20 protein-coding genes and 7 tRNA genes are annotated in these 21,262 nt (G+C 45.4%); 25 read left to right on the forward strand and 2 right to left on the reverse strand.

Annotated features, from left to right (window positions below):
• Positions 1-64 precede the first annotated feature (64 nt).
• The 8 genes from FS628_RS21290 (at position 65) to FS628_RS21325 (ending at position 2,057) form a co-directional block, all read left to right on the forward strand.
• Positions 65-138: transfer RNA gene (locus FS628_RS21290), tRNA-Trp, on the forward strand.
• A gap of 30 nt (positions 139-168) precedes the next feature.
• Positions 169-241, forward strand: a tRNA-His gene (locus FS628_RS21295).
• 22 nt (positions 242-263) lie between these two features.
• Positions 264-338: transfer RNA gene (locus tag FS628_RS21300), tRNA-Gln, on the forward strand.
• Positions 339-342: 4 nt separating this feature from the next.
• A tRNA-Gly gene (locus tag FS628_RS21305) sits at positions 343-417 on the forward strand.
• Positions 418-423: 6 nt separating this feature from the next.
• Positions 424-497, forward strand: a tRNA-Cys gene (locus FS628_RS21310).
• Positions 498-503: 6 nt separating this feature from the next.
• A tRNA-Leu gene (locus tag FS628_RS21315) sits at positions 504-582 on the forward strand.
• Positions 583-750: 168 nt separating this feature from the next.
• A complete protein-coding gene (locus FS628_RS21320; protein WP_145325029.1) occupies positions 751-1,677 on the forward strand; it encodes a class I SAM-dependent methyltransferase in 927 nt (308 codons plus the stop codon).
• 304 nt (positions 1,678-1,981) lie between these two features.
• Positions 1,982-2,057 (forward strand) — tRNA-Asn (locus FS628_RS21325).
• A 56-nt stretch (positions 2,058-2,113) separates the two neighbouring features.
• Here FS628_RS21325 and FS628_RS21330 read toward each other — a convergent pair.
• Positions 2,114-4,477, reverse strand: coding sequence for a helix-turn-helix domain-containing protein (locus FS628_RS21330; protein ID WP_222125268.1), 2,364 nt, complete (start codon positions 4,475-4,477; stop codon positions 2,114-2,116).
• Positions 4,478-5,061: 584 nt separating this feature from the next.
• Between FS628_RS21330 and FS628_RS21335 the strand changes: the two genes are divergently transcribed.
• The 12 genes from FS628_RS21335 to FS628_RS21390 all read left to right on the forward strand — a co-directional run bounded on the left by FS628_RS21335 (position 5,062) and on the right by FS628_RS21390 (position 15,713).
• On the forward strand, positions 5,062-5,370 hold the full coding sequence (locus FS628_RS21335) for a LiaF transmembrane domain-containing protein (RefSeq protein WP_017692311.1): 309 nt from the start codon (positions 5,062-5,064) through the stop codon (positions 5,368-5,370).
• A gap of 35 nt (positions 5,371-5,405) precedes the next feature.
• Positions 5,406-6,077: a PspA/IM30 family protein gene (locus FS628_RS21340; RefSeq protein WP_145325031.1), complete on the forward strand. Its 672-nt coding sequence runs from the start codon at positions 5,406-5,408 to the stop codon at positions 6,075-6,077.
• A 4-nt stretch (positions 6,078-6,081) separates the two neighbouring features.
• Positions 6,082-6,315, forward strand: a complete 234-nt coding sequence (locus FS628_RS21345) for a PspC domain-containing protein (protein WP_145325032.1) — start codon at positions 6,082-6,084, stop codon at positions 6,313-6,315.
• Positions 6,316-6,332: 17 nt separating this feature from the next.
• Complete coding sequence (locus FS628_RS21350; protein WP_145325033.1) at positions 6,333-6,836, forward strand: PspC domain-containing protein; 504 nt, start codon at positions 6,333-6,335, stop codon at positions 6,834-6,836.
• 1 nt (position 6,837) lies between these two features.
• Positions 6,838-7,545 carry a PspA/IM30 family protein gene (locus FS628_RS21355; protein ID WP_017692315.1) on the forward strand — a complete coding sequence of 236 codons (708 nt, stop codon included), beginning with the start codon at positions 6,838-6,840 and terminating at the stop codon, positions 7,543-7,545.
• A gap of 150 nt (positions 7,546-7,695) precedes the next feature.
• Positions 7,696-8,343: a cell wall-active antibiotics response protein LiaF gene (gene liaF, locus FS628_RS21360; protein WP_145325034.1), complete on the forward strand. Its 648-nt coding sequence runs from the start codon at positions 7,696-7,698 to the stop codon at positions 8,341-8,343.
• A 31-nt stretch (positions 8,344-8,374) separates the two neighbouring features.
• Positions 8,375-9,484, forward strand: a complete 1,110-nt coding sequence (locus FS628_RS21365; RefSeq protein ID WP_145325035.1) for a sensor histidine kinase — start codon at positions 8,375-8,377, stop codon at positions 9,482-9,484.
• Entirely contained in the window at positions 9,432-10,094 is a 663-nt protein-coding gene (locus FS628_RS21370) for a response regulator transcription factor (RefSeq protein ID WP_145325036.1), read from the forward strand. The genes FS628_RS21365 and FS628_RS21370 overlap by 53 nt, the downstream gene beginning before the upstream one ends.
• Positions 10,095-10,507: 413 nt before the next feature.
• Entirely contained in the window at positions 10,508-11,257 is a 750-nt protein-coding gene (locus FS628_RS21375) for a YwmB family TATA-box binding protein (protein WP_145325037.1), read from the forward strand.
• A 214-nt stretch (positions 11,258-11,471) separates the two neighbouring features.
• Positions 11,472-13,022, forward strand: a complete 1,551-nt coding sequence (gene zwf / locus FS628_RS21380) for a glucose-6-phosphate dehydrogenase (RefSeq protein ID WP_145325038.1) — start codon at positions 11,472-11,474, stop codon at positions 13,020-13,022.
• Between the two features lie 355 nt (positions 13,023-13,377).
• Positions 13,378-13,776, forward strand: a complete 399-nt coding sequence (locus FS628_RS21385) for a DoxX family protein (RefSeq protein ID WP_145325283.1) — start codon at positions 13,378-13,380, stop codon at positions 13,774-13,776.
• 353 nt (positions 13,777-14,129) lie between these two features.
• Positions 14,130-15,713, forward strand: coding sequence for a peptide chain release factor 3 (locus FS628_RS21390; RefSeq protein WP_145325039.1), 1,584 nt, complete (start codon positions 14,130-14,132; stop codon positions 15,711-15,713).
• 230 nt (positions 15,714-15,943) lie between these two features.
• Here FS628_RS21390 and sspI read toward each other — a convergent pair whose 3' ends face one another.
• The gene (sspI, locus tag FS628_RS21395) at positions 15,944-16,177 is read right to left on the reverse strand and encodes a small acid-soluble spore protein SspI (RefSeq protein ID WP_036673259.1); all 234 of its coding nucleotides are present in this window, start codon (positions 16,175-16,177) and stop codon (positions 15,944-15,946) included.
• A 128-nt stretch (positions 16,178-16,305) separates the two neighbouring features.
• Here sspI and FS628_RS21400 point away from each other — a divergent pair, with 128 nt between their 5' ends.
• From FS628_RS21400 to FS628_RS21420, 5 genes are all read left to right on the forward strand, one after another.
• A complete protein-coding gene (locus tag FS628_RS21400; protein WP_145325284.1) occupies positions 16,306-17,007 on the forward strand; it encodes a potassium channel family protein in 702 nt (233 codons plus the stop codon).
• Positions 17,008-17,033: 26 nt separating this feature from the next.
• Positions 17,034-17,825, forward strand: a complete 792-nt coding sequence (locus tag FS628_RS21405) for a TrmH family RNA methyltransferase (RefSeq protein ID WP_145325040.1) — start codon at positions 17,034-17,036, stop codon at positions 17,823-17,825.
• A gap of 258 nt (positions 17,826-18,083) precedes the next feature.
• Positions 18,084-18,842, forward strand: a complete 759-nt coding sequence (locus tag FS628_RS21410; protein ID WP_145325041.1) for an SDR family NAD(P)-dependent oxidoreductase — start codon at positions 18,084-18,086, stop codon at positions 18,840-18,842.
• 42 nt (positions 18,843-18,884) lie between these two features.
• A complete protein-coding gene (locus tag FS628_RS21415) occupies positions 18,885-19,970 on the forward strand; it encodes an alkene reductase (protein WP_145325042.1) in 1,086 nt (361 codons plus the stop codon).
• 264 nt (positions 19,971-20,234) lie between these two features.
• Positions 20,235-21,233: an NADP-dependent oxidoreductase gene (locus FS628_RS21420; RefSeq protein WP_145325043.1), complete on the forward strand. Its 999-nt coding sequence runs from the start codon at positions 20,235-20,237 to the stop codon at positions 21,231-21,233.
• The last annotated feature ends 29 nt before the right edge of the window (positions 21,234-21,262 follow it).

The following is a 21,262-nucleotide window of genomic DNA, read 5'->3' on the forward strand; positions in this document are numbered from 1 at the left end:
CAGACTGTAAATCTGCTCCCGTACGGGTTCGGTGGTTCGAATCCATCATCCTCCACCAGTTTTTAGGGGCATAGTTTAAAGGTAGAACAACGGTCTCCAAAACCGTTGGTGTGGGTTCAATTCCTGCTGCCCCTGCCAATTAACTTTTTAGAAACCTAACTTTTTGTGGCGATCGTGGCGAAGTGGTTAACGCACCGGTTTGTGGATCCGGCATTCGGGGGTTCAATTCCCCTCGATCGCCCCTTTGTTTTTTCATTTTTTATTGGGGATTAGCCAAGCGGTAAGGCAACGGACTTTGACTCCGTCATGCATAGGTTCAAATCCTATATCCCCAGCCATTATGCGGACGTGGCTCAGCGGTAGAGCATCGCCTTGCCAAGGCGAGGGTCGCGGGTTCGATTCCCGTCGTCCGCTCCAAAATATGGCGCCATAGCCAAGTGGTAAGGCACAGCTCTGCAAAAGCTTTATCCCCAGTTCGAATCTGGGTGGCGCCTCCAGTATATGCCGGCGTGGCGGAATGGCAGACGCGCTCGACTCAAAATCGAGTGGGAAACCGTGGAGGTTCGAGTCCTCTCGCCGGTATATTGAATAGCCCTACAAATTGCTTATGCAATCTGTAGGGCTATTTTTATTTTATAAGAAATGATTTTTGCAGAGTAAGGAAAGTTGGACGTTAATAAAGATTGACGTATGTTTTTATTCAGTATATTGTAGATAAGTGAAGTCTTTAATATAAAGGAGTGAAGCAAAGTGATTACTGAAAAAAATATACTGGATACAGACCTGTTATTCAATCTCACTGTATGGGAAGAAGCATGGAAGAATCGTCCGAGAAGTTCAAAGTATAAGAAGAAAAGTGCACCATTTAATACAGAAGAAGCATTTGAGCGGTGGGCCAGAGATTATCATGCACAATCGTTTACTGAAGAAGGGAAACAGCGGTCTGAGCGCATTATGGGCTGGATTGAAAACCAGGGAGTAGAGTTCGTGGGCTTGTCCATTTTGGACATTGGAGCGGCCTCAGGCATATTTACCATTCCTTTTGCTGAAAAGGGAGCAAGGGTAACCGCTGTTGAGCCTTCTGAACTGCTTGTCTCACTCATGAATGAAACGATACCTTCAGCCCTGGAATCTAATATTGAAATAGTAAAAGAGCGATTTGAGGAAATCTCCATTCAGGATAAGGGTTGGGAGAAGAAATATGATTTTGCATTTGCTTCCATGTGTCCAGCCATGTCGGATTGGGAAACAATTGAGATGGCGATCAACTGTGCTCGTAAGTATGTGTATATAAGTACTATAGCTGGACAGAAGGAACACACACTAATGGATGAAATTAAGGATGTACTTGGGATCAGTTCTTCATACAAGGCTGGTGATATGGGATATATCCAACAGTTACTGTATTTGAAGGGTTATTCATACACGATGATCATTACAAGAGAAGTTAATTCATTTGAAGTGCCGGTGGAAGAGATTATTGAGAAGCTGCCAGAATGGCTTAATACGTATGAGTTACCAACAGATAAAGATTCCCTCAGACTGGCTGAGAAGTATATCCGGGATACATATAAGGATAGTACAGTAACCTTCTCACGTGGAGCAAGGTTTGGTAAAATTCTGATCCAACTTGAACAACCTAATATGAAAACAGTCCGTTCCAAGGATAAACGTTAAATCGTATAAGCTGGGTACGTGTCTGAGGATCAGGAATCGAGACGGACAACGTAGTTTAACGTCTAAGATGACGCTGGGAAGCATCACATCGCTGCGCAAAAAGATGAACGTATGAAACATATGAAGTTAAGATTATAGAAGTGAAATTGTAAGTGAAGGGAGCAGGATATGTGCTCCCTCTTTTTTTTGAAGCCAATAACTAATCAACCGCTTTGAACCAGACCCTCGTTTATTTGGAGATGTTCGAGACAACGAAAAAACAAAGCACATATCTAGTTTTCAGAGAATGATCTCTAAAGCATATTCCCTGATAGCTCAGTTGGTAGAGCAATCGACTGTTAATCGAGTTGTCACAGGTCCGAGCCCTGTTCGGGGAGCCATATGGAGAGGTGTCCGAGCTGGCCAAAGGAGCACGACTTACAATCGTGCTCCTTTTCTAATTTCTGTTCGACACTTCTGCTTTTTGCTTGCGCTCCCGGTACTGACCGGGAGTGATTCCTTCCCATTTACGAAATGATCGGATAAAGTTTTGCGGATTGTTGTAACGGAGTCGTGCTGCGATATCTTTAACCGTCAGATCACTTTCGTCCAGCCATTTTTTAGCGATGTTAAATCGGTACTTGGTCAGGTATTCACTAAATGCACAGCCGGTCTCTTTACGAAAAACGCTACTTAAGTAGTTGGCATTATAGTGAAGCTTAACAGCACATTCCTCAAGCGTCAGATCCTTATCGTAATCTTGATGAATCATGGCAATCATCTTCTCTGATATATGTTGGTACTGGGCATACTGTCTCCCTTTAAAAACCTGAATGATGGGCAAGATGACTTGATGGTTAAACCACTCCTCAACTTCAGCACCGTACTGCAAACCATGAAGCTCATGAAACATCGATCCATTGCCTTGAGAGATCTGTCCGAGTCGTATACCGGATTCCTGAGTCATTTGCAAAATATGCGTCAGCAGCCTCGTAAAGGCCACCTGATATTCCTCTGGCGTACACTCCATACCAAAGATCACTTCCAGGACCTGGTGCAAAAGAGCAGAGGCCTGGACTTCGTCCGCACTTTGAATAGCTTGAATCAACGAGTATTCCAATGATTCCGGGTAGGTCATGGACCAAGCTGGCGCATAATGATCTATGTTCTCATATTGAAAGATAATACCTGTCCCCAGCTTCATTCGATGCTTCAAAGCCTCCATGGCTTCTGTGTAAGCCTGAGGGATATGGTATAGGGAGCTATGCGGCTGACTGAAGCCAATACTGACCTGAAGAGCCAGAATCTCATCAATCTGTTGTTGTAATTGGTCTGTTAATACATGTAGCTGCTGTGAAAAAACAAACTGATCCTGTTCAACGGTGCCAATCACTGTGACAACCGTATGTTCCAGCACGATAGGAAGCAGTTGTTGGTTATGCACAACCGTTTCCTCCAATATATTTTGAACAGCGAATAACAGGAGGTCACGATCATTGGCACTGTATTTTCTGTGATTAACGAGATCGGCCTGTAGTGCAATAACAGCAATTTGTTGCCATTCTCGAACCTGATGTGTATAGCCATATTCATTCAGGGTGTCATGTAGAGTGTGAACAGGGCTCTTGCCCTGGAACAGATTCATCATAAAATGAGTACGAATCTGCAACAGATGCATATTTAGTGTGTTCTCCAGTTGGGAGCGAGATGCCGATAATTGTGAGACACCTGCTCGAATCTGTTCGAATTCATCAAACAACTCTGGTGATTGCTGAGTCAAAGTACTTCCTTCTTTGGACAGGCGGTTGTCACCAAGTTGGGTTAGAAGTTTACGAATTGGAATATGCATTCGTTTGGAGCCGAGCCATGCGAGCATTAATGAAAGCAAAAGCAGGAAGATACTGATATACAAGGTGTGTAATCCGATATCGATATATTCCTGTGTCAGAATGTTGGTGGGTGAGATTAGAACATATGTCCATCCTTTTAAGGTAGAAGGGCTATACGTCAGGGAATAGTGTGTATCGGCGATCTTGACTTCTCGTTCTTCAAAGCCTGTTGAAAATGTGATAGGTGATAGTCTGATTATGCTGGCTTCCGTATCACGATCTTGTAATCCAACTGCAGACAACGGTTGTCCAATATATACGGGATCGGGATGCACCATGATACGTTGTTCCCGATTTAAAATGATCAGTCCTGAGGCAGCATTGCCTAAGGGGGCTTCACCTAGCGTATTTTGTAAAGAGCATGCAGGAATTCCGGCAATTAAGGCTACATCGGAAGATGCATTCAGATTCGGAATAGATCTCGCAAGGGCAATGTGATAGATACAGCCTGTACCGGGTGAACGCTCATCATTACTGAACACCGATGAAGGGGAGAGCTGCCATCCGGAGGTTAGCGTATCCGAGATCAAATCCTTCATGGGAAGTGCCAGTGGGAAATCGGTATTACGATATAATCCGGCATGGTCAATAAGCCAATTCTGGGATTGATTCACCAATGTGATATCCAGCAAAGGTTCCCACGACCTCATATTCTGAAACTCACTCTGCAACTTATCGGCAAGTAATGGTCCTTTCCCTTGAAGTGAAGAAGAAGCAGACAGGGAACGAAGGGTTACTGGAGATCGAACGGCCTGATCAAGCATATAACTGACTGTAGCGAGTTTGTGTTCTACGTTGGATTGCATTTGTTCCAGCAACTGCCTGTTAGCTTGTGTACGATGCAGTTCAGTTTGGTTTGATGAATAGATAAACGCGGCAATCCCCGTTAACAAAATGGGCAGGGTGCTTAGCAGGATTCCGAAGATGATCATTTTATGGAGATAGCTGATTGGTCGCACGGTTTCAGTTTCACCCCTGACATTAGATATAGTAACACTTTCTATTTTAGTAAACGCTTACATATAGAACAATCTAAATTTTGTTTATTTGGATAAATAAGTAATTTTATTTGAGACAAAAGAGATTGGTACTGGATTATTGATATGTACTCCTTTTGTAATGAAAACCTGGGATACGGCTTCGATGGATTGTCCAATACGGAATAAGGGGAAACGAAAGTGAAGGGTAAACGTAAATAGAGACAAGGACATCATTCTTTCTACCGGACGATATCGGGTGAAGTAGAGCCTGAATACGGGGAATAGAAGGTAATTGGAATGTTATTCAGCTTAGGTGGAACGATGGTCTTATACCGGGACAGTCAAAGGTCCAACTAGATCCCCGACCTGAGTCTAGGATGAAAAACCGTCCACGGTCTGTTTTGAAAAGTCTCAGAATCACCTAGAATAAGGACATAAGGTTAAACAAGAAACACGGAAACAAAAAACAAGAAACAAACGAACAAATGACTTAACCAATTAAAATGAACGAACGGAAAGGGCGGTGAACAACAATTATGAGATTGAATAAGGGAAATGGCTGGGCGATTGTATTGATTGCACTTGGTGCACTACTCCTCTTCGGAAAGTTAACTCCTCTTCTTGGACACTTAATGGGTTATCTGATTCCGGTCCTGATGATTGCACTGGGATATTACGGAGTTAAACGTGGGAATGTGATGCTTGGCTGGATTGTTCTCATCATCGGTATCATCTCACTGATGGGTAAGCTGGCATGGTTGATCGGACCGATCATCGCGATCGGGTTAATCATCTTTGGTATCTCAATGCTAAGCAATAACCGCAGTCGTCGTGGTCGTTACTAAGCTTTCAGGATTATGAAAAGGAGGGAAAGAACATAATGAGTGTATTTCGTCGAATGCGGGATATTACCGTAGCCAATCTGAATGAACATTTGGAGCAAAGTCAGGATCCAGTCAAACTGATTGATCAGTTCCTGGTCTCGACCCGCCAAGACATCGGTGAAGCCGAGAAACTTCGTCATCAATATGCAAGCCATACCAGACAAATGAAACAACAAGCCGATCAGGCAGCAGGTATGGTGAACAAACGGGAAGAGCAGGCTTCCATGGCTCTGAAAGCAGGGGAAGAGCATCTCGCTAAGCTGGCCTTGCAGGAGAAAATCCTCCACGAGGAAAAAATGGAACAATACAATGAATTGTATGCACAAAGCTATGCGGCATTACAGGAGCTGGATGAACAGATCGACCAGCTGAAGGTTGAATATCAGAATGTATACAGCAAACGCCAATATTACTACGCTCGTATGCAGACGATTCAGTTACAACAACGTATGAACCAGAGAGGCAACCACAACGGTCAGAATGTACCTCGTATGTTTAACCGATTGGATGACCAAGTCTCTGATCTCGAATATGAAGCACAAAGTCTCCGGGATATCCGGCGGATGAGCCAAGGCGGTTCAGGAGCGACTGGCAGTATGTCATCCTCTGCGCTGGATAAGGAACTGGAGCGCTTAAAACAGAAATTGAACAATGACAGAAAGGAGTAGTCACATGAGTAAATTATACCGCTCGGCGCGTAATCGAAGGCTAACCGGTTTGATCGGCGGCATTTCTGAAAATCTCGGATTGAGTACCACGCTGCTACGTATCATCTTCTTCATCAGTATTTTCGCTACGGGGGGTACATCATTGTTGATCTACTTCATCGCTGCATTGGTCGTACCCAAGGAATCCAATCACGTTGATCCATATGCTTATGGTCCCAACGCAAGAGGATATAAGTAAACGAAAGGAGAAAGCACATGAGCAAATTATACCGCTCAACGCGTGACCGGATGTTAACCGGCTTGTGCGGCGGAATTTCCGAAACCATCGGGATGGATTCCACCCTGCTGCGGATTATCTTCGTCATCAGTATCTTCGTAACTGGCGGCACGTCGTTGTTAATATACTTCATTGCAGCACTGGTGGTACCAAAAGAACCGTATCCGCCTTATGATCCATATGGCTACGGCCCAGGCCCTGGTCCGGGCAGAGGATACAACAACTATGATCATCAGGCACCAAGAGGTCCTTTTCAAAATAACCAAAACCAACAAGGTCCTGGCAACTTCGGTCCTGGCCCAGGATACAACAGCAGACCCCAATCTGGTCCGCGCTCTTATGATAACAACGCCTACGGAGCAGGAGCACCGCAAGAAAGTGAACTTGATTCCATGATGAAAGATATCGAGAAAAAAGCACTGAAAAAAGAAGTTGAAGAGCTTCGCCAAAAATTATCTCGTTACGAGAAGGGAGAAAAGTAAAATGGGAGTATTTAAACGGATTAAGGATATGACGAAAGCATCGGTAAATGATATGTTGGATAAAGTAGAGGACCCAATTGTAATGTTGAACCAGTACTTGCGTGATATGGAGGCTGAGATTCATGAGGCAGAGGTAACTGTTGCTAAACAAATGGCAAATGAGCGCCGCATGAAACAACGTTTGGATGAAGCGGAGCGTACTTCGGTACAACGTGAGTCCCAAGCAGAAGCTGCTCTGTCTAACGGTCAGGAAGAAGTGGCACGCAAATTGTTGGAAGAGAAAATCTACTTTGATCAAAAAATTACGGAGTACAGCGAACTGCATGCACAGTCTGAAGCACAAGCAAAAGATCTGTTGCAACAGTTGCATGATATGAAAGATGAGTTCTACAAAATGCGTAACAAACGTAATGAACTCGTATCTCGTGCCCAAATGGCAAAAGCCAAAAAACAAATGTCTTCCATTAATAGCTTGCATTCCATCGAAAGTGGCGGGGCATCACTAGGATTCCACCGCATGGAAGAGAAAATCATGCAACTGGAAGCTGAAGCTGACGTAGCTCGTGCACCTTATCGCAACACATCATCCACGTATACGAATCCTGTAGATGTGGAAAAGCAATTCAAAGTGGATCAGCAATTGCAGGCCCTCAAAAATAAAATGGGCAATGGTTCCAAGAATGAAGCGAACGGAACTTCAAAAGAATAACTGTTCGCTCGGTGGACAATATGATATTCTATAAATCGTGTATAATGTACGGTTGGTAGAACAAAAGTTAAGCCATACAGGACTTCAGTGCCTGGTATGGCTTTTCCGTTGAATGAAGAGAGATTAACATACAGAGGAGGTGCGGCAGGGATGGATAACAAGAGTAAATGGCTTGCAGTTGTCATTATTATTATCGGCACATTCATGTTATTGAATCAGAATATTAACTTGCTGACCGCTGCCGCACTGATTCTCTTAACCATTGGAATGCTGCAAGTCCGCAAAGGGGATACCCACAAAGGTTATCGGTATCTTGGCATTGGTGCGGCACTGTTACTACTGGATAATCTAATGATTGTATTCTTAATTGTACTGGCTTCCTTGGCTTACTTTTATTCCAAAAACAAAAAGATTCATCTGGACGATGGCGTTATGAAAAAACATAATTTCATGGCTAGATATTACTGGGATCAACCATCCTGGACGCTACGCAGTATGAGCCTATGGCATGCTATGGGTGAGGTAAATGCAGATCTGTCTCTTTCGATTCCGGAGGAGAAACAAACGATTGTGCTGTTGCAAGGGGTTATGGGGAATGTTCGCCTTACGCTGCCGGAAGATTATGGTGTAGAGATTGAAGCATCGGTCCTTTTCGGCCGAATTAATCTTCTTGGAGAACAAGACAGCGGCATGATGAACAAATTAGTATGGAGAACTCCTGGATATGAGTCCAGTGAACATAAAGCAAAATTTGTCATTTCGTATATTGTTGGCGACCTAAGCATCAGTAATCCGTAGTAAAATAGATGAAGAGAAGGAGGAGACCCCGATGAAGACAAAACGACATACCGACATGGTAACCCGAAGTATGGGTGAAGGGATCCTCCTGGTTTTCATTGTGCTCGCTGTTATTTTGTATGTATTGTATACATATGGTTATCTTGCTCCATTTGCAGGCTGGCGGCACTTGATTCAATCCGGTCTGGCCTTATTGCTGCTTCTGATTGCGATCGGTGCGGTCTTTGGGTTCTATCAGAGTTACCGGGTGAAACGCCGGTTGGAACTGCTGCGGGAAACACTCCTGCAGTGGGAGAAGGGCTCACTGTCTCGTACTGTACCTGATCTGGGCGTAGATGATGTGGGCCGCTTAAGTGAGCAACTCGGACGAATCGGCAAAAAGTGGGAAGATCAAGTATCCTCGCTCCAGCGATTGTCTACCCATAATGCACAGCTTGCAGAACAAGCCAGAATTACGGCCATTGTGGAAGAGCGGCAGCGGTTGGCACGGGAACTGCATGATGCGGTATCTCAGCAATTGTTCGCGATATCCATGACAGCAACGGCTGTAGGACGGAAGATGGAGAAGGATTTTGAACGTGCTCAGCGGCAGGTGGCATTGATTGAGGAGATGGCTTCGGTAGCTCAGTCCGAGATGCGTGCGTTATTGTTACATCTGCGGCCAGTTTACCTGGAGGGCAAACATCTCGAACAAGGTCTCCGTGATCTGGTGATGGAACTGAAAACGAAAGTACCCATGGACATTGTGCTCGAAATGGACGAAGACATCGATTTGATTAAAGGCATTGAGAATCATCTGTTCCGAATCGTTCAGGAGGCTATGTCCAATACGTTACGGCATGCGAAAGCGGAAAAAATGGAGATACGGATCCAGCGCCGAACAGATGCGATTCGGGTACTGATTCGTGACGATGGGCAAGGCTTCGATCTGGATGAGAATAAACAAGCTTCCTACGGTCTGGCTAACATGCGTGAACGTGTTACGGAGATTGGCGGGGCTATACAATTTGTAACAGCGCCTGGTAAGGGAACGCGAATTGAGATTACGATACCTTTGATGAGCGATGAAAGCGAGGAAGAACATGTCAATGGAACCGGAAGTCGAAACGGAAACGTCGATCAAAGTATTGCTCGTGGATGATCATGAGATGGTACGTATTGGTCTAGCTGCGGTACTGGATACCGAAGATGGAATTGAAGTAGTTGGTGAAGCAGGTAGTGGAGAGGAAGGCATTCGGCTTGCGCAGGAATATAAGCCTGATGTTGTTCTGATGGACCTGGTTATGGAAGGAATGGACGGCATTGAGGCTACCCGTCAGGTGCTCAAAATGTACCCGGAGTGCAAAGTCATCGTATTGACCAGTTATTTGGATGATGAAAAAATGTATCCTGTCATTGAAGCAGGCGCATTCAGTTATCTGCTAAAAACATCAAGAGCCAATGAAGTGGCAGATGCGATTCGCGCAGCCGCTCGCGGGCAATCCGTTCTGGAGTCACAGGTTGCTTCGAAAATGATGAATCGATTCCGGCAGCCACAGGCAGCAGCTCCTTTGCATGATGAATTGACGGATCGAGAAATGGATGTTCTCCGATTGCTCGCCAAAGGCAAGTCGAATCAGGACATCGCTGATGATCTGATCATCGGTATCAAGACAGTCAAATTCCATGTCACGAATTTACTGGCAAAATTGGGCGTAGACGACCGCACACAGGCCGCGATCTATGCTTATAAAAATGGGCTTGCAGAGTAATAACAAGAACTATATGCAATATCATAATTAAGCCAAAGAACCGTGCTTTCATGTGCGGAAGTTATAGATAAGAGATGATTTATATATAAGTGCGTGTTCAAAAAGGTCGGTTTTCAGTACCAAGAAGATGGGATAAAGCTAGAAATGGAGTAGCGGAGCGTAGATCGAGCTACGTGAGCAACGGACATTTCGGCTGAATTCCATATTCGATGTTGATGATGCCGCTAGGCACCATTCGTAATCAAAAGCGGACTTTTTGAACAACCTCTATAAGTATGAATGGAAAGCTCCGATCTGCCATGCAAGTGGCGGGTGGGGCTTTTTTGCTGTGTTCAGAAGAAGTATAGCTAATGCGTGAAAGGGGCATGCTGTTGATAGATTCATAGAATGCAAGAAAGAAGCGGGGGATTCGAATGTTAAATCGTTGGATGACAGCAGGTATATTGGCAATAGCAATCATTATTCTTATTGGTGTGACACAGGTATACGCAGAGAAGAACGAACCCAAAGCAGCTCAACTGGAACAACTAATCTATACTGCTGACAGTGTAATTGATAATGTCGATCGTTTGGTGATTAAATGGCAAGGAGAAGGCAAGGGAGATGCGCAAGCGCAGGCCGTATTACTGGCTAGTCACTTAGGGCTTGAACCACCGATGCAGGTACGTCAGACGGGCCACGATGTGTACCGTAGTGAGCTGGTTGTAGGTGCATCTAATGGGGGCGTAGGCATGTTGGTCAATGTCGTCGATACAGGAGACAACGGATACTATGCCATCGTGCAGTTATCAGGTGATACACACACGGATCGGAAGAGATTAGTAACGTCACATGAGCAGGTGGATCAACTGTTTGTCGACTCGGGGATGAAGGCAAGCTGGAATGTGTCAGTGCAGGGTACGGCATCTACGGCTATTGAACATGATGCCAGTCAGCAGCTGGAACTGATCGAAGAACAGCTGTCCAGAAAGGTGGATATCACCTCCGTTGAACGTTATACGGATGTAGCCAGCGCAAGTGTCTCTTATGAGGCGGCTGAGCTGCCCTTGTCGATCAAGAGTGGCTCGCACATGTTGAATATGCAACTCGCAGTCCATCAGGTTGGTAGCGAGATCGACAATCGAATTACGGTGGGGTTTCCGGTGATTACGATTGAATATTAAGGAAAGAATTTTCCATGAATTTGGACCCAATATTGAGAATCTTTATCAGAAAAATGAGTGTGAAATAGTGCATCCGTTCAGTTGATATGCTAAAATGGCATCACATCCAAGAAGGAACTTGCTGGTAATTGACGGTTGTATGTCGTGCATATATAACACCATTACATAGCTCGGGGAGAGCGTAAGGTCATCTTCCCGGAAGAAAGAGGAGCCCATGGTCGAAAAACAATCGCAAGATGAAGTACAGACACCAGGCGCAGTATTTTTCATTTTTGGAGCAACGGGTGATTTGGCCCGCCGGAAGCTGTTTCCGGCCATCTACAGTCTTTACCGCGAAGGCAAGCTTGCTGAAGATTTTGCGGTTATTGGCGTAGCACGTCGTCCGAGGTCCCCAGAAGAATTCCGGGAAGACATCTATGAATCCATTAAGGAATTCTGCCGTTATCCAGCGGGGGAACCTGATGAGTGGAACGCTTTTGTCGATCATTTTGAATACAAAGCACTGGATATCAATAATGTGGAAGGATTCAAAGAGCTGCGTGAGCAGACGGAGCATCTGGAAGCGAAATTTAACACGCCGGGTAATCGGCTGTTCTATCTGGCACTGGCACCTGAGCTGTTTGGCAGTGTCTCGTACAGTTTGCGGGACGGTGGTATGCTGGAAAGTCAGGGTTGGAACCGATTGGTGATCGAAAAACCATTTGGTTATGATCTGCAATCCGCCGAACATCTGAATGAGCAGATTCGTGAGGTGTTTCGTGAAGAGGAAATCTATCGGATTGACCATTATCTGGGCAAGGAAATGGTGCAAAATATTGAAGTGATCCGCTTCGGGAATGCTTTTTTCGAACCACTCTGGAACAACAAACATATTGCCAACGTTCAGATAACGCTGGGTGAGACGGTAGGCGTGGAAGAACGTGGCGGTTATTATGATCACTCCGGCGCGCTGCGTGATATGGGGCAGAATCATATGCTTCAGATGCTGACGATGATTGCGATGGAACCGCCAAGTCGCCTGTTCCCGGAGGATATTCGGGATGAAAAGGTGAAGGTATTACGCTCTCTACGGGCGTTCACCTCGGATGAGGAAGTGAGCAACAACGTTGTGCGGGGTCAGTATGCCGAAGGGGAGTACCGTGGCAAGCAGCTTCCGGGGTATCGCCAGGAAGACAAGGTTGACCCACAGTCGAATACGGAGACGTATTTTGCCGCACGTGTATTTGTTGATAATTTCCGCTGGGCAGGTGTGCCATTCTACATTCGGACAGGCAAACGTCTACCGGTAAAAACAACCGAGATCGTAGTCGAGTTCAAGTCGATGCCAAACAACGTGTACCTTGGGAAAAAATATAAATTGGAACCGAATCTGCTGGTCATTCGGGTGAATCCGATGGAAGGCATATATATCAAAATCAATGCCAAGAAACCGGGCTCGGATTCCGAGATTCAGCCGCTCGCGATGGATTTCTGTCAGAGCTGCATGATCGGAATCAACTCGCCTGAAGCGTATGAACGTCTGCTGCACGATGCAGCAGAAGGGGATTCTACGTACTTCACCCGTTGGGACGAAGTGGCAACGGCCTGGTCTTTTGTAGATCGGATCGCTGCAGCCTGGGGCCAGAATCAGGGAGAGTTACACACGTACCCGGCTGGAACATGGGGCCCAGAAGCGACAGATAAGCTGCTGGAGCAGGATGGATTTCACTGGTGGCCGGTGAATGGTCAGGATGAGGATCGCGTAATCTGGCAAGTCAACAATTAAAGCTATTCGTTCATAAGATGAAATGATTAAGGGGCTTGGAAAGAGCGCGGATGAAGCGAACTTTCCGGGCTTCTTTTTGCTGCGAGAAGATGGAGGGAATGCGACTAGATGAATATATTTAAATTAAGTTGTTGACAAAAAGTAAGTATATAACTTATACTCAACACAAGAGATAAAGAGTTACGCAAATGACAAACTTAACCCGATGAACTTCTCGGATAAGTGCACGATTCATGAGATGAAATGTGAAACAGGTGAAGGGGTTTGACACCACATCATGAAGAAAAAAATTTAGCATAATATCTTTAATCTAAGAATACTATTTTGTATATATTGAATGGAGGAAAAGAAAATGATGTTGGACTTAGGATTGTTGTTGATTCGTTTGGTGATTGGATTGTCGTTCATGGCGCACGGGGCACAAAAGCTGTTTGGATGGTTCGGAGGTTACGGGATCAAGGGTACAGGCGGCTGGTTTGAATCGATGGGGATGAAACCCGGTGCATTGGTAGCCTTACTGGCTGGACTCGCTGAGTTCGGTGGTGGACTGTTGCTGGCTCTGGGTCTGCTCACACCGGTAGGCGGCATTCTGATTGCATTGACGATGGTTATTGCGATTGTGAAAGTCCATGGTGCGAACGGTTACTGGTCCACACAGAACGGATTCGAATATAATCTCGCGATTCTGGTCGTTGGTGTAGCACTGGCTCTGACGGGTGGCGGACAATATGCGCTGGATGCATTGATTTTCTAAACTCGATAACGAGAAATGAATGAGGAGTGCCTGGATGCCATGATTATGGCTGAAGGGTGCTTTTTTTTGCAAGGGAAAAGAGAAGAATCTGCTGTAGTAATCGGTTATTTTCGGTACAGATTATGGTACAATAGGAGAGTTGGGTTAAGAAGCAGTTCACGGTATGGATGAAAGCACAGATTTGAGGAGGATGAACTCCATTGTAAATGTGTAAAATTAATCTAGTGAGTAAATACCTCGTATGCAAAATGACCAGTGTACAATCAACCGGCCTCGCCGGATTGCATAAAGATTGAATGATGGACCGGCCATGCCGGATTAACGTGAATGAACGGACGAAAGGGATTAAACCTATGAGCAAAGCTGCAAATGATATTCTTCAACAGGAAGTGGATAAACGCCGGACGTTTGCCATTATCTCTCACCCGGATGCGGGTAAAACCACATTAACCGAGAAACTGCTGCTGTTCGGGGGCGCGATTCGCCTTGCGGGAACGGTAAAAGCTCGGAAAGCCAGCAAACACGCTACAAGTGACTGGATGGAAATTGAGAAACAACGGGGGATCTCGGTTACCTCTTCCGTAATGCAATTTGATTATCTGGATCATCGCGTCAACATTTTGGATACACCGGGTCACCAGGATTTCAGTGAGGATACGTATCGTACACTGACGGCTGCCGATAGCGCGGTAATGTTGATTGACGTGGCAAAAGGTGTCGAGGCACAAACGATCAAGTTGTTCCAGGTATGTGCGAAGCGTGGCATTCCAATCTTTACGTTTATCAACAAACTCGACCGTGAGGGTAAAAGCCCATTTGACCTGATGGAAGAACTTGAAAATGTACTGGGTATTCGTTCGGTTCCGATGAACTGGCCTATTGGTACAGGTCGCGAACTGTGCGGTGTCTATGACCGGATGAAAAATCAGGTGGAATTGTTCCAAGGGGACGATCACTCAACGATTAAAGTACAAAAGGTAGATGGCTACAAAGATCCGATTATCCGTGAGATGGCAGGAGAATACCTGCATGATCAATTGTGTCAGGATCTGGAGTTGCTGGATATTGCGGGCGACCAATTCGACATGGAGAAAGTTCAACGCGGCGAATTGACACCTATTTTCTTCGGTAGTGCGATCAACAATTTCGGCGTACAGACTTTCCTGGAGAACTTCCTGGAACTGGCACCGAAGCCTGAGCCACGTCGCAGTACGGCAGGAGAGATTCAGCCAACGAATGAGAAATTCAGCGGTTATGTGTTCAAGATTCAGGCAAACATGAACCCGGCACACCGGGATCGTATTGCGTTCCTGCGTATTGTGTCAGGCAAGTTCCAACGTGGAATGAGTGTGAAGCATACTCGTGTGGGCAAAGAGATCAAGCTGTCACAGCCACAGCAATTCTTGGCACAAGACCGGGATATTGTCGAAGAGGCGTATGCCGGCGATATTATCGGTTTATTCGATCCGGGTATCTTCCGGATTGGCGATTCACTGAGCCAAGGCAGCGAGGTTGTCTTTGAGGAGTTGCCAACGTTCTCCCCAGAGATTTTCGCCAAAGTTACCGTGAAAAATGCGTTGAAACATAAACAGTACCAAAAAGGAATTGATCAGTTGACGGAGGAAGGAACCATTCAGGTATTCCAGACGGCAAGTTTCGACGAGACAATCCTCGGTGTAATTGGTCAACTTCAGTTCGAGGTATTTGAATACCGAATGAAAGGCGAGTATGGGGTAGACGTGCAATTGCAGCGTATGCCGTATCAGTTCGCTCGCTGGATCGTGGACGACAATCTGGACGCAAGTAAATTCCGGATTAACTCTGCGCTTGTAAAAGATAAAAAAGGGAATTATGTAGTGCTCTTCGAAAATGAATACGCAATGAGAACGGCTATGGATAAAAATCCTACAGCTCAATTCCTTGAGACTGCGCCTTAAGTGAAGACATAAGTATTCCGTAGTAATCATCAAAAGGGTTAGTCGAACATGACAAGCTGATACGATGAGATAAAGCTTGCTAAAAAATAAGATCCCTCCGCCGATTGGCGGGGGGATCTATTGCTATACACCTTACTGAGAGGCAGGTATGATCCAGCCGAATAAGGGAAAGCTTTCTTTTGCAGACAGAACAAACGTAATGATGGTTACCTTCCCCCTCCATGCTCCAATTAGCGAAGCGGTTGGACGGGAATGGTGTGCAGATGCTCCTGTGCGATTTGAATGAGCTCTTCCTGCTTGGCAGGTTCTGTGTTCTTCCAGATCATCTCGAAAATGGCGCCAAGTCCAGGTAATGCAGCTTCCGGTCCATCTACTGAACCTTCAATCATCTCCCGGAGCTGATCATCACTCTTGTCATGAACTTTATGAACAATCGCTTCACGCAGGCTTAATGTAATGGGCATCGCAATTCCCTCCTCGTATATTCGGCTGCTCTAATACTGTTCCCAGGGAAGCGTGAGCGCATTCAAGTTTATCAGGCTTTGTGGTATACTACGAAGGATTATTTACGTTAGCATGGGTATCCGTAATGATGCGTCATGCTGAAGTGCAGCGGGAGGTTAAAGACCTAATGGCCAAGAAACAGTATGCCGTAATTGGCATGGGACGGTTCGGATCAAGTGTTGCCAATGCGCTGAGTGGCATGGGATTTGATGTGCTGGCAATCGATGCGGATGAGCAGCGGACTCAGGAAATGTCCAATGTGGTGACCCATGCAGTATCGGCAGATTCAACAGATGAAGAAGCGCTGCGTGCGCTGGGAATACGGAATTTCGACGTTGTCGTTGTGGCGATTGGTGAAGATATTCAGGCGAGTATTCTGACAACCCTGATATTGAAAGATATGGGTATACCCGTTCTAATCGTAAAAGCTCAAAATGAGCTTCATGGTAAGGTGCTGCAGAAGATAGGAGCAGACAAGGTGATCTATCCTGAGAGGGATATGGGACTACGTGTAGCCCATCATCTGACCTCGCCTAATATACTGGATTACATCGAGTTGTCTGAGGATTACAGCATTCTGGAGATGAGAGCTTCCGAGCAAATGATCGGTAAAAACCTGATGGAATTAGACATCCGGGCACGTTTCGGTTGTAACGTGATGGCGATCCGCAGTGGGAATTCGATGAACATCTCGCCATATGCGGAGGACCGGATCGAAGCTGGAGATGTGCTGATCATTGTGGGTCACAAGGATCATTTGACGAAAATGGAGCTTGCTTATCCGAAGTGATGGATGCAGATGGGAAGGATGGAAAGATGGATATTGTATCACCGCAAAATACACGTGTAAAAGAATGGGCACAGTTGCTGGAGAAAAAGCATCGTACCCGTCAACATAAATATATCATTGAGGGGATTCATCTGGTACAGGAAGCATTGCGCGCTGGAGCGGATCTGGAGTGCATTGTGTACGACGGAGAGCAAGGCGTACCGATTGAGCTTGCAGGACTTGAGAATCCGCTTCAGCGTGTGGAGTGGGTCAGTGTATCACCTGCGGTTATCGCCAAATGTACGGATACGATGACTCCACAGCCTGTATTTGCAATTGTACGTAAAGGCAGGGAGCCACTGGAAAGCCTGATCGCCGGAGCGCGTGGGCTTGTTGTTGTGCTGGACGGAGTGCAAGACCCAGGGAATGTGGGAACGATTATTCGGAGTGCGGATGCAGCTGGAGCAGCGGGTGTCGTACTCGGCGCTGGCTGTGCTGATGTGTATAACCCGAAGACGATTCGTTCGACGATGGGATCATTGTTTCATCTGCCCATTGTGGAGGGCCAGTTGGAATCCTTGCTTCCCGAAGCGAAGGCTGCAGGCGTGAAGTTGGTCAGTACTTCTTTGCAGGCAGAGCATTCATGCTATAGTTATGATTTTACGCAATCAGTATGGCTCGTGATTGGCAATGAAGGTAAGGGCATCTCGGATTCCACGGCACGATTGGTGGATGATGCGATTACGATTCCGATGCAGGGGCAGGCAGAGTCGCTTAACGCGGCAATGGCGGCAACGATTCTGTTGTTTGAGGCGATGAGACAGCGGATGGTGTGGTAGTAAAATAAATGTGTCTACAATAAAACGTAACAAAGACTGGATACTGGTTGAGATTCACTCAACCAATTTTCCAGTCTTTTTTTTCTAATTAACACAACTTAGAATGAAATGTGTGCCAAAAATAATTCTTTACTGTTCGTTCTAGAAATGATATGCTAACAGCAAGTTAGATCTAACTGCTTTTTTTTATGGATTAAAGAATGATCGTTCTAAAAACTAAAACTACACTAATTTAAAGAGTATGAGGGAGAGAATAAGATGAAATACACCGTAATTACAGGAGCAAGTTCAGGGATTGGATATGAAACGGCACTGGCATTTGCAGCACGTGGCAAAAACTTGATTTTGGTAGCCAGAAGATTGGATAAGCTGGAAGAGCTTAAATCCACTATTCACGGTATTGACCCTAAAGTGAATGTTATCGTTCACACATGTGACCTGTCTATTACTGCAGAGGCATACACACTGTATAACAATTTGAAAGAATATCAGATTGAGACTTGGATCAATAATGCGGGGCTTGGAGAAGGTTCGTTCATTGCTGAACAGAATTTGGATAAAGTGGAGACCATGCTACGTGTTAACATCGAATCTCTAACGATTCTCTCTACATTGTATGTGCGAGATTATGCAGATGTTGAAGACACACAGTTAATTAACGTCTCCTCCGGACTCGGATATGCCATTGCTGTAGGTAGTGTTGCTTATTCTGCATCGAAATACTACGTTAGTGCCTTCACAGAGGGCCTTGCCAAAGAACTGGAACTGAAAGGTGCAAAACTGAAAGCGAAGGTCTTGGCACCAGCGATCACGGAAACAGAATTTGTACAAAAATCAATAGATGCTGAAGGATTTGATTACAAAGCAAATATGCCTAAGTACCACACGGCCAAAGAGATGGCTAGCTTTATGGTAGAACTCTATGATCATAACGACGTAGTCGTAGGGATTGTAGATCAGAACTATGAGTTCCAACTGAGAGGCGCAATCTATCCGGTCATTTCAGAATTGCATTAATACATCTGTAAAATTATGAATGAATGAAGAGGAGTGTATCTGATGGAAAAGATTTGGAGTAAAACGAAAATGGGCAACATGGAGCTGCCTCATCGACTAGCGATGGCACCCATGACACGTAGTCGAGCACAAGAAGATGGTACACCTGGAGAGTTGGCGGCACTTTATTATGCTCAACGTGCAACGATGGGACTCCTGATTACGGAAGGTACACAACCTTCGGATGATGGACAGGGTTACTTGTGGTCACCGGGCATTTATACCGACAAGCATATTGAAGGATGGAAAAAAGTAACCGATGCGGTGCATGAAGCTGGCGGATATGTATACATCCAATTAATGCATGCGGGTCGCATGTCACATCCGGACAATACCCCGCATCACCGTCAACCGGTTGCTCCATCAGCAATCGCACCTGGTGTAGAAATGTTCACAGCTAAAGGAATGCAGGATATCCCTGTACCCCGGGAATTGAGTCGGGAGGATATTCAAACGACGATCTCCGATTTCCGAAAATCAGCAGCCGCAGCGATCGAAGCGGGGGCGGATGGCGTCGAAATTCATGGAGCCAATGGCTATTTGATCAATCAATTTTTAGGAGAAAATTCAAATACACGCACAGATGAGTATGGCGGATCTATAGAAAATCGTGCTCGCTTTGCGATTGAAGTAACGAAAGCCATCGCCCAGGAAATTGGAGCAGAGCGAACAGCATTCCGTATCTCGCCAGGAACCCCGCTGGGCGGTATCCAGGATGGTGAACAAGGTCCTGATCTGTATCGCTACCTTGTAAAAGAATTAGCTCAATTGGACCTAGTATACCTTCATATTATGCATCTCGGAGATGAGAACCTGCTGCAAGACATTCGTTCGATCTGGCAAAATCCATTGTTGGTCAATCGGGCCGGAAGAACTTTGGAAGATCTCAGTGTCGATTTAGATCGTGGTCTCGCTGATGTGGTACCTGTAGGTGTATGGTCTTTAGCTAATCCGGATTTGGTGGAACGACTTCAACAAGGTGCGCCACTGAATGAAGCAGATCCGACAACATTCTTTGGATTGGGAAGTAAGGGCTATACGGATTATCCTACGTTGGAAGAATTAAAGTCGCAAGAGGGGCAACACTAGCACAAGCATGTAAGGTGGCGTACAACTGAATTGTGCGCCATGTTCTCACATAAATTGAACTAATCATTTACACATTAACGGGAGGACAGAAAGAACCTGAAAAAGCGAAGCGTTCGCCTTTATCACCGGATTTTCCCTTTAGAAAGGGGATCAAAAAAATCTGGGGATAACAGCGATTGGAAGGTTGTTCTGTCATCGTAGTGTCAGTGTGAATAATCTTTAGTTCAACTTATATAGTCTATAAGTAAAGGAAGAGGATAAATGATGAGAGCAGCTCAAATACAGAAATACTCCAAAAAAATCCAAGTGGAAATCAATAATATTGAGATACCTCAGATTCATAGCCGTGAGGTCCTTGTCAAAGTGAAAGCTGCGGGTGTAAATCCGTTGGATATATTGAATATGAATGGCAGTGTTCGGATGATTGCCGACTATACGTTACCTTTAACTTTAGGGAATGAATTATCGGGTGTCGTTGAAGCCGTTGGTGATGATGTTTTGAATTTTAAAGTGGGGGATTCCGTTTATACAAGGTTACCTCTGAATAAAATTGGTGCTTTTGCTGAATACGCTGCTGTGCATGAGGATGCTTTATCCATAATGCCTGAGAATCTGTCTTTTATCGAAGCTGCTGCAGTGCCTCTTACTGCCCTGACCGCGTATCAAGCATTGCATGATGTACTCCAAGCGGAGCCGAATAAAAAGCTGTTTATTCCTGGCGGAACCGGGGGATTCGGTGCAATGGCCATCCCGATTGCCAAGTCCATGGGATTAACGGTTATCACAAGTGGTAGTGAGAGGGGCAGAGCACGTACTCTATCCATTGGAGCAGATCAATTCATTGATTATAAGACTGAGCAGTATGCTGACATTCTGTCTGATATCGATTATGTGATCGACACCTTGGGTGCGGATGAGATCAAAGCTGAACTGAGCATTTTGAAACCACAGGGGAAATTAGTTTCTTTGAAGGCTGGACCCAATTATCGCTTTGCAGTGGACAGTCAGTTCCCGATGTGGAAAAGAGCACTGTTTGGTCTCGTAGGTGCACGCCTGGATTCTTTAGCGCGTAAGACTCAAACTGAATATCGTTTTTTATTCGTGCACTCCAGTGGAGTTCAATTGCAAGAGATTACAGCTCTTGTGGAAAAAGAAGACATTAAGCCTTCGATCGATTCTACGTATACGTTTGATGACATTGAAAAGGCATTGATCAAAGTATCAACGGGTCACTCTCAGGGCAAAGTCATTGTTACCTTTTAAAGGCTCGTTAAGATCATGTTCATGCTATT

The organism is Paenibacillus xylanexedens (assembly GCF_007676705.1).
GTDB classification, from domain to species: domain Bacteria; phylum Bacillota; class Bacilli; order Paenibacillales; family Paenibacillaceae; genus Paenibacillus; species Paenibacillus xylanexedens_C.

What these genes read in the sequence shown, in the direction of transcription:
- FS628_RS21330 (WP_222125268.1), bottom strand. Translation starts at nt 4,477, where the DNA reads ATGATCATCTTCGGAATCCTGCTAAGCACCCTGCCCATTTTGTTAACG.
- FS628_RS21335 (WP_017692311.1), top strand. Translation starts at nt 5,062, where the DNA reads ATGAGATTGAATAAGGGAAATGGCTGGGCGATTGTATTGATTGCACTT.
- FS628_RS21340 (WP_145325031.1), top strand. Translation starts at nt 5,406, where the DNA reads ATGAGTGTATTTCGTCGAATGCGGGATATTACCGTAGCCAATCTGAAT.
- FS628_RS21345 (WP_145325032.1), top strand. Translation starts at nt 6,082, where the DNA reads ATGAGTAAATTATACCGCTCGGCGCGTAATCGAAGGCTAACCGGTTTG.
- FS628_RS21350 (WP_145325033.1), top strand. Translation starts at nt 6,333, where the DNA reads ATGAGCAAATTATACCGCTCAACGCGTGACCGGATGTTAACCGGCTTG.
- FS628_RS21355 (WP_017692315.1), top strand. Translation starts at nt 6,838, where the DNA reads ATGGGAGTATTTAAACGGATTAAGGATATGACGAAAGCATCGGTAAAT.
- liaF (WP_145325034.1), top strand. Translation starts at nt 7,696, where the DNA reads ATGGATAACAAGAGTAAATGGCTTGCAGTTGTCATTATTATTATCGGC.
- FS628_RS21365 (WP_145325035.1), top strand. Translation starts at nt 8,375, where the DNA reads ATGAAGACAAAACGACATACCGACATGGTAACCCGAAGTATGGGTGAA.
- FS628_RS21370 (WP_145325036.1), top strand. Translation starts at nt 9,432, where the DNA reads ATGGAACCGGAAGTCGAAACGGAAACGTCGATCAAAGTATTGCTCGTG.
- FS628_RS21375 (WP_145325037.1), top strand. Translation starts at nt 10,508, where the DNA reads ATGTTAAATCGTTGGATGACAGCAGGTATATTGGCAATAGCAATCATT.
- zwf (WP_145325038.1), top strand. Translation starts at nt 11,472, where the DNA reads ATGGTCGAAAAACAATCGCAAGATGAAGTACAGACACCAGGCGCAGTA.
- FS628_RS21385 (WP_145325283.1), top strand. Translation starts at nt 13,378, where the DNA reads ATGTTGGACTTAGGATTGTTGTTGATTCGTTTGGTGATTGGATTGTCG.
- FS628_RS21390 (WP_145325039.1), top strand. Translation starts at nt 14,130, where the DNA reads ATGAGCAAAGCTGCAAATGATATTCTTCAACAGGAAGTGGATAAACGC.
- sspI (WP_036673259.1), bottom strand. Translation starts at nt 16,177, where the DNA reads ATGCCCATTACATTAAGCCTGCGTGAAGCGATTGTTCATAAAGTTCAT.
- FS628_RS21400 (WP_145325284.1), top strand. Translation starts at nt 16,306, where the DNA reads ATGCGTCATGCTGAAGTGCAGCGGGAGGTTAAAGACCTAATGGCCAAG.
- FS628_RS21405 (WP_145325040.1), top strand. Translation starts at nt 17,034, where the DNA reads ATGGATATTGTATCACCGCAAAATACACGTGTAAAAGAATGGGCACAG.
- FS628_RS21410 (WP_145325041.1), top strand. Translation starts at nt 18,084, where the DNA reads ATGAAATACACCGTAATTACAGGAGCAAGTTCAGGGATTGGATATGAA.
- FS628_RS21415 (WP_145325042.1), top strand. Translation starts at nt 18,885, where the DNA reads ATGGAAAAGATTTGGAGTAAAACGAAAATGGGCAACATGGAGCTGCCT.
- FS628_RS21420 (WP_145325043.1), top strand. Translation starts at nt 20,235, where the DNA reads ATGAGAGCAGCTCAAATACAGAAATACTCCAAAAAAATCCAAGTGGAA.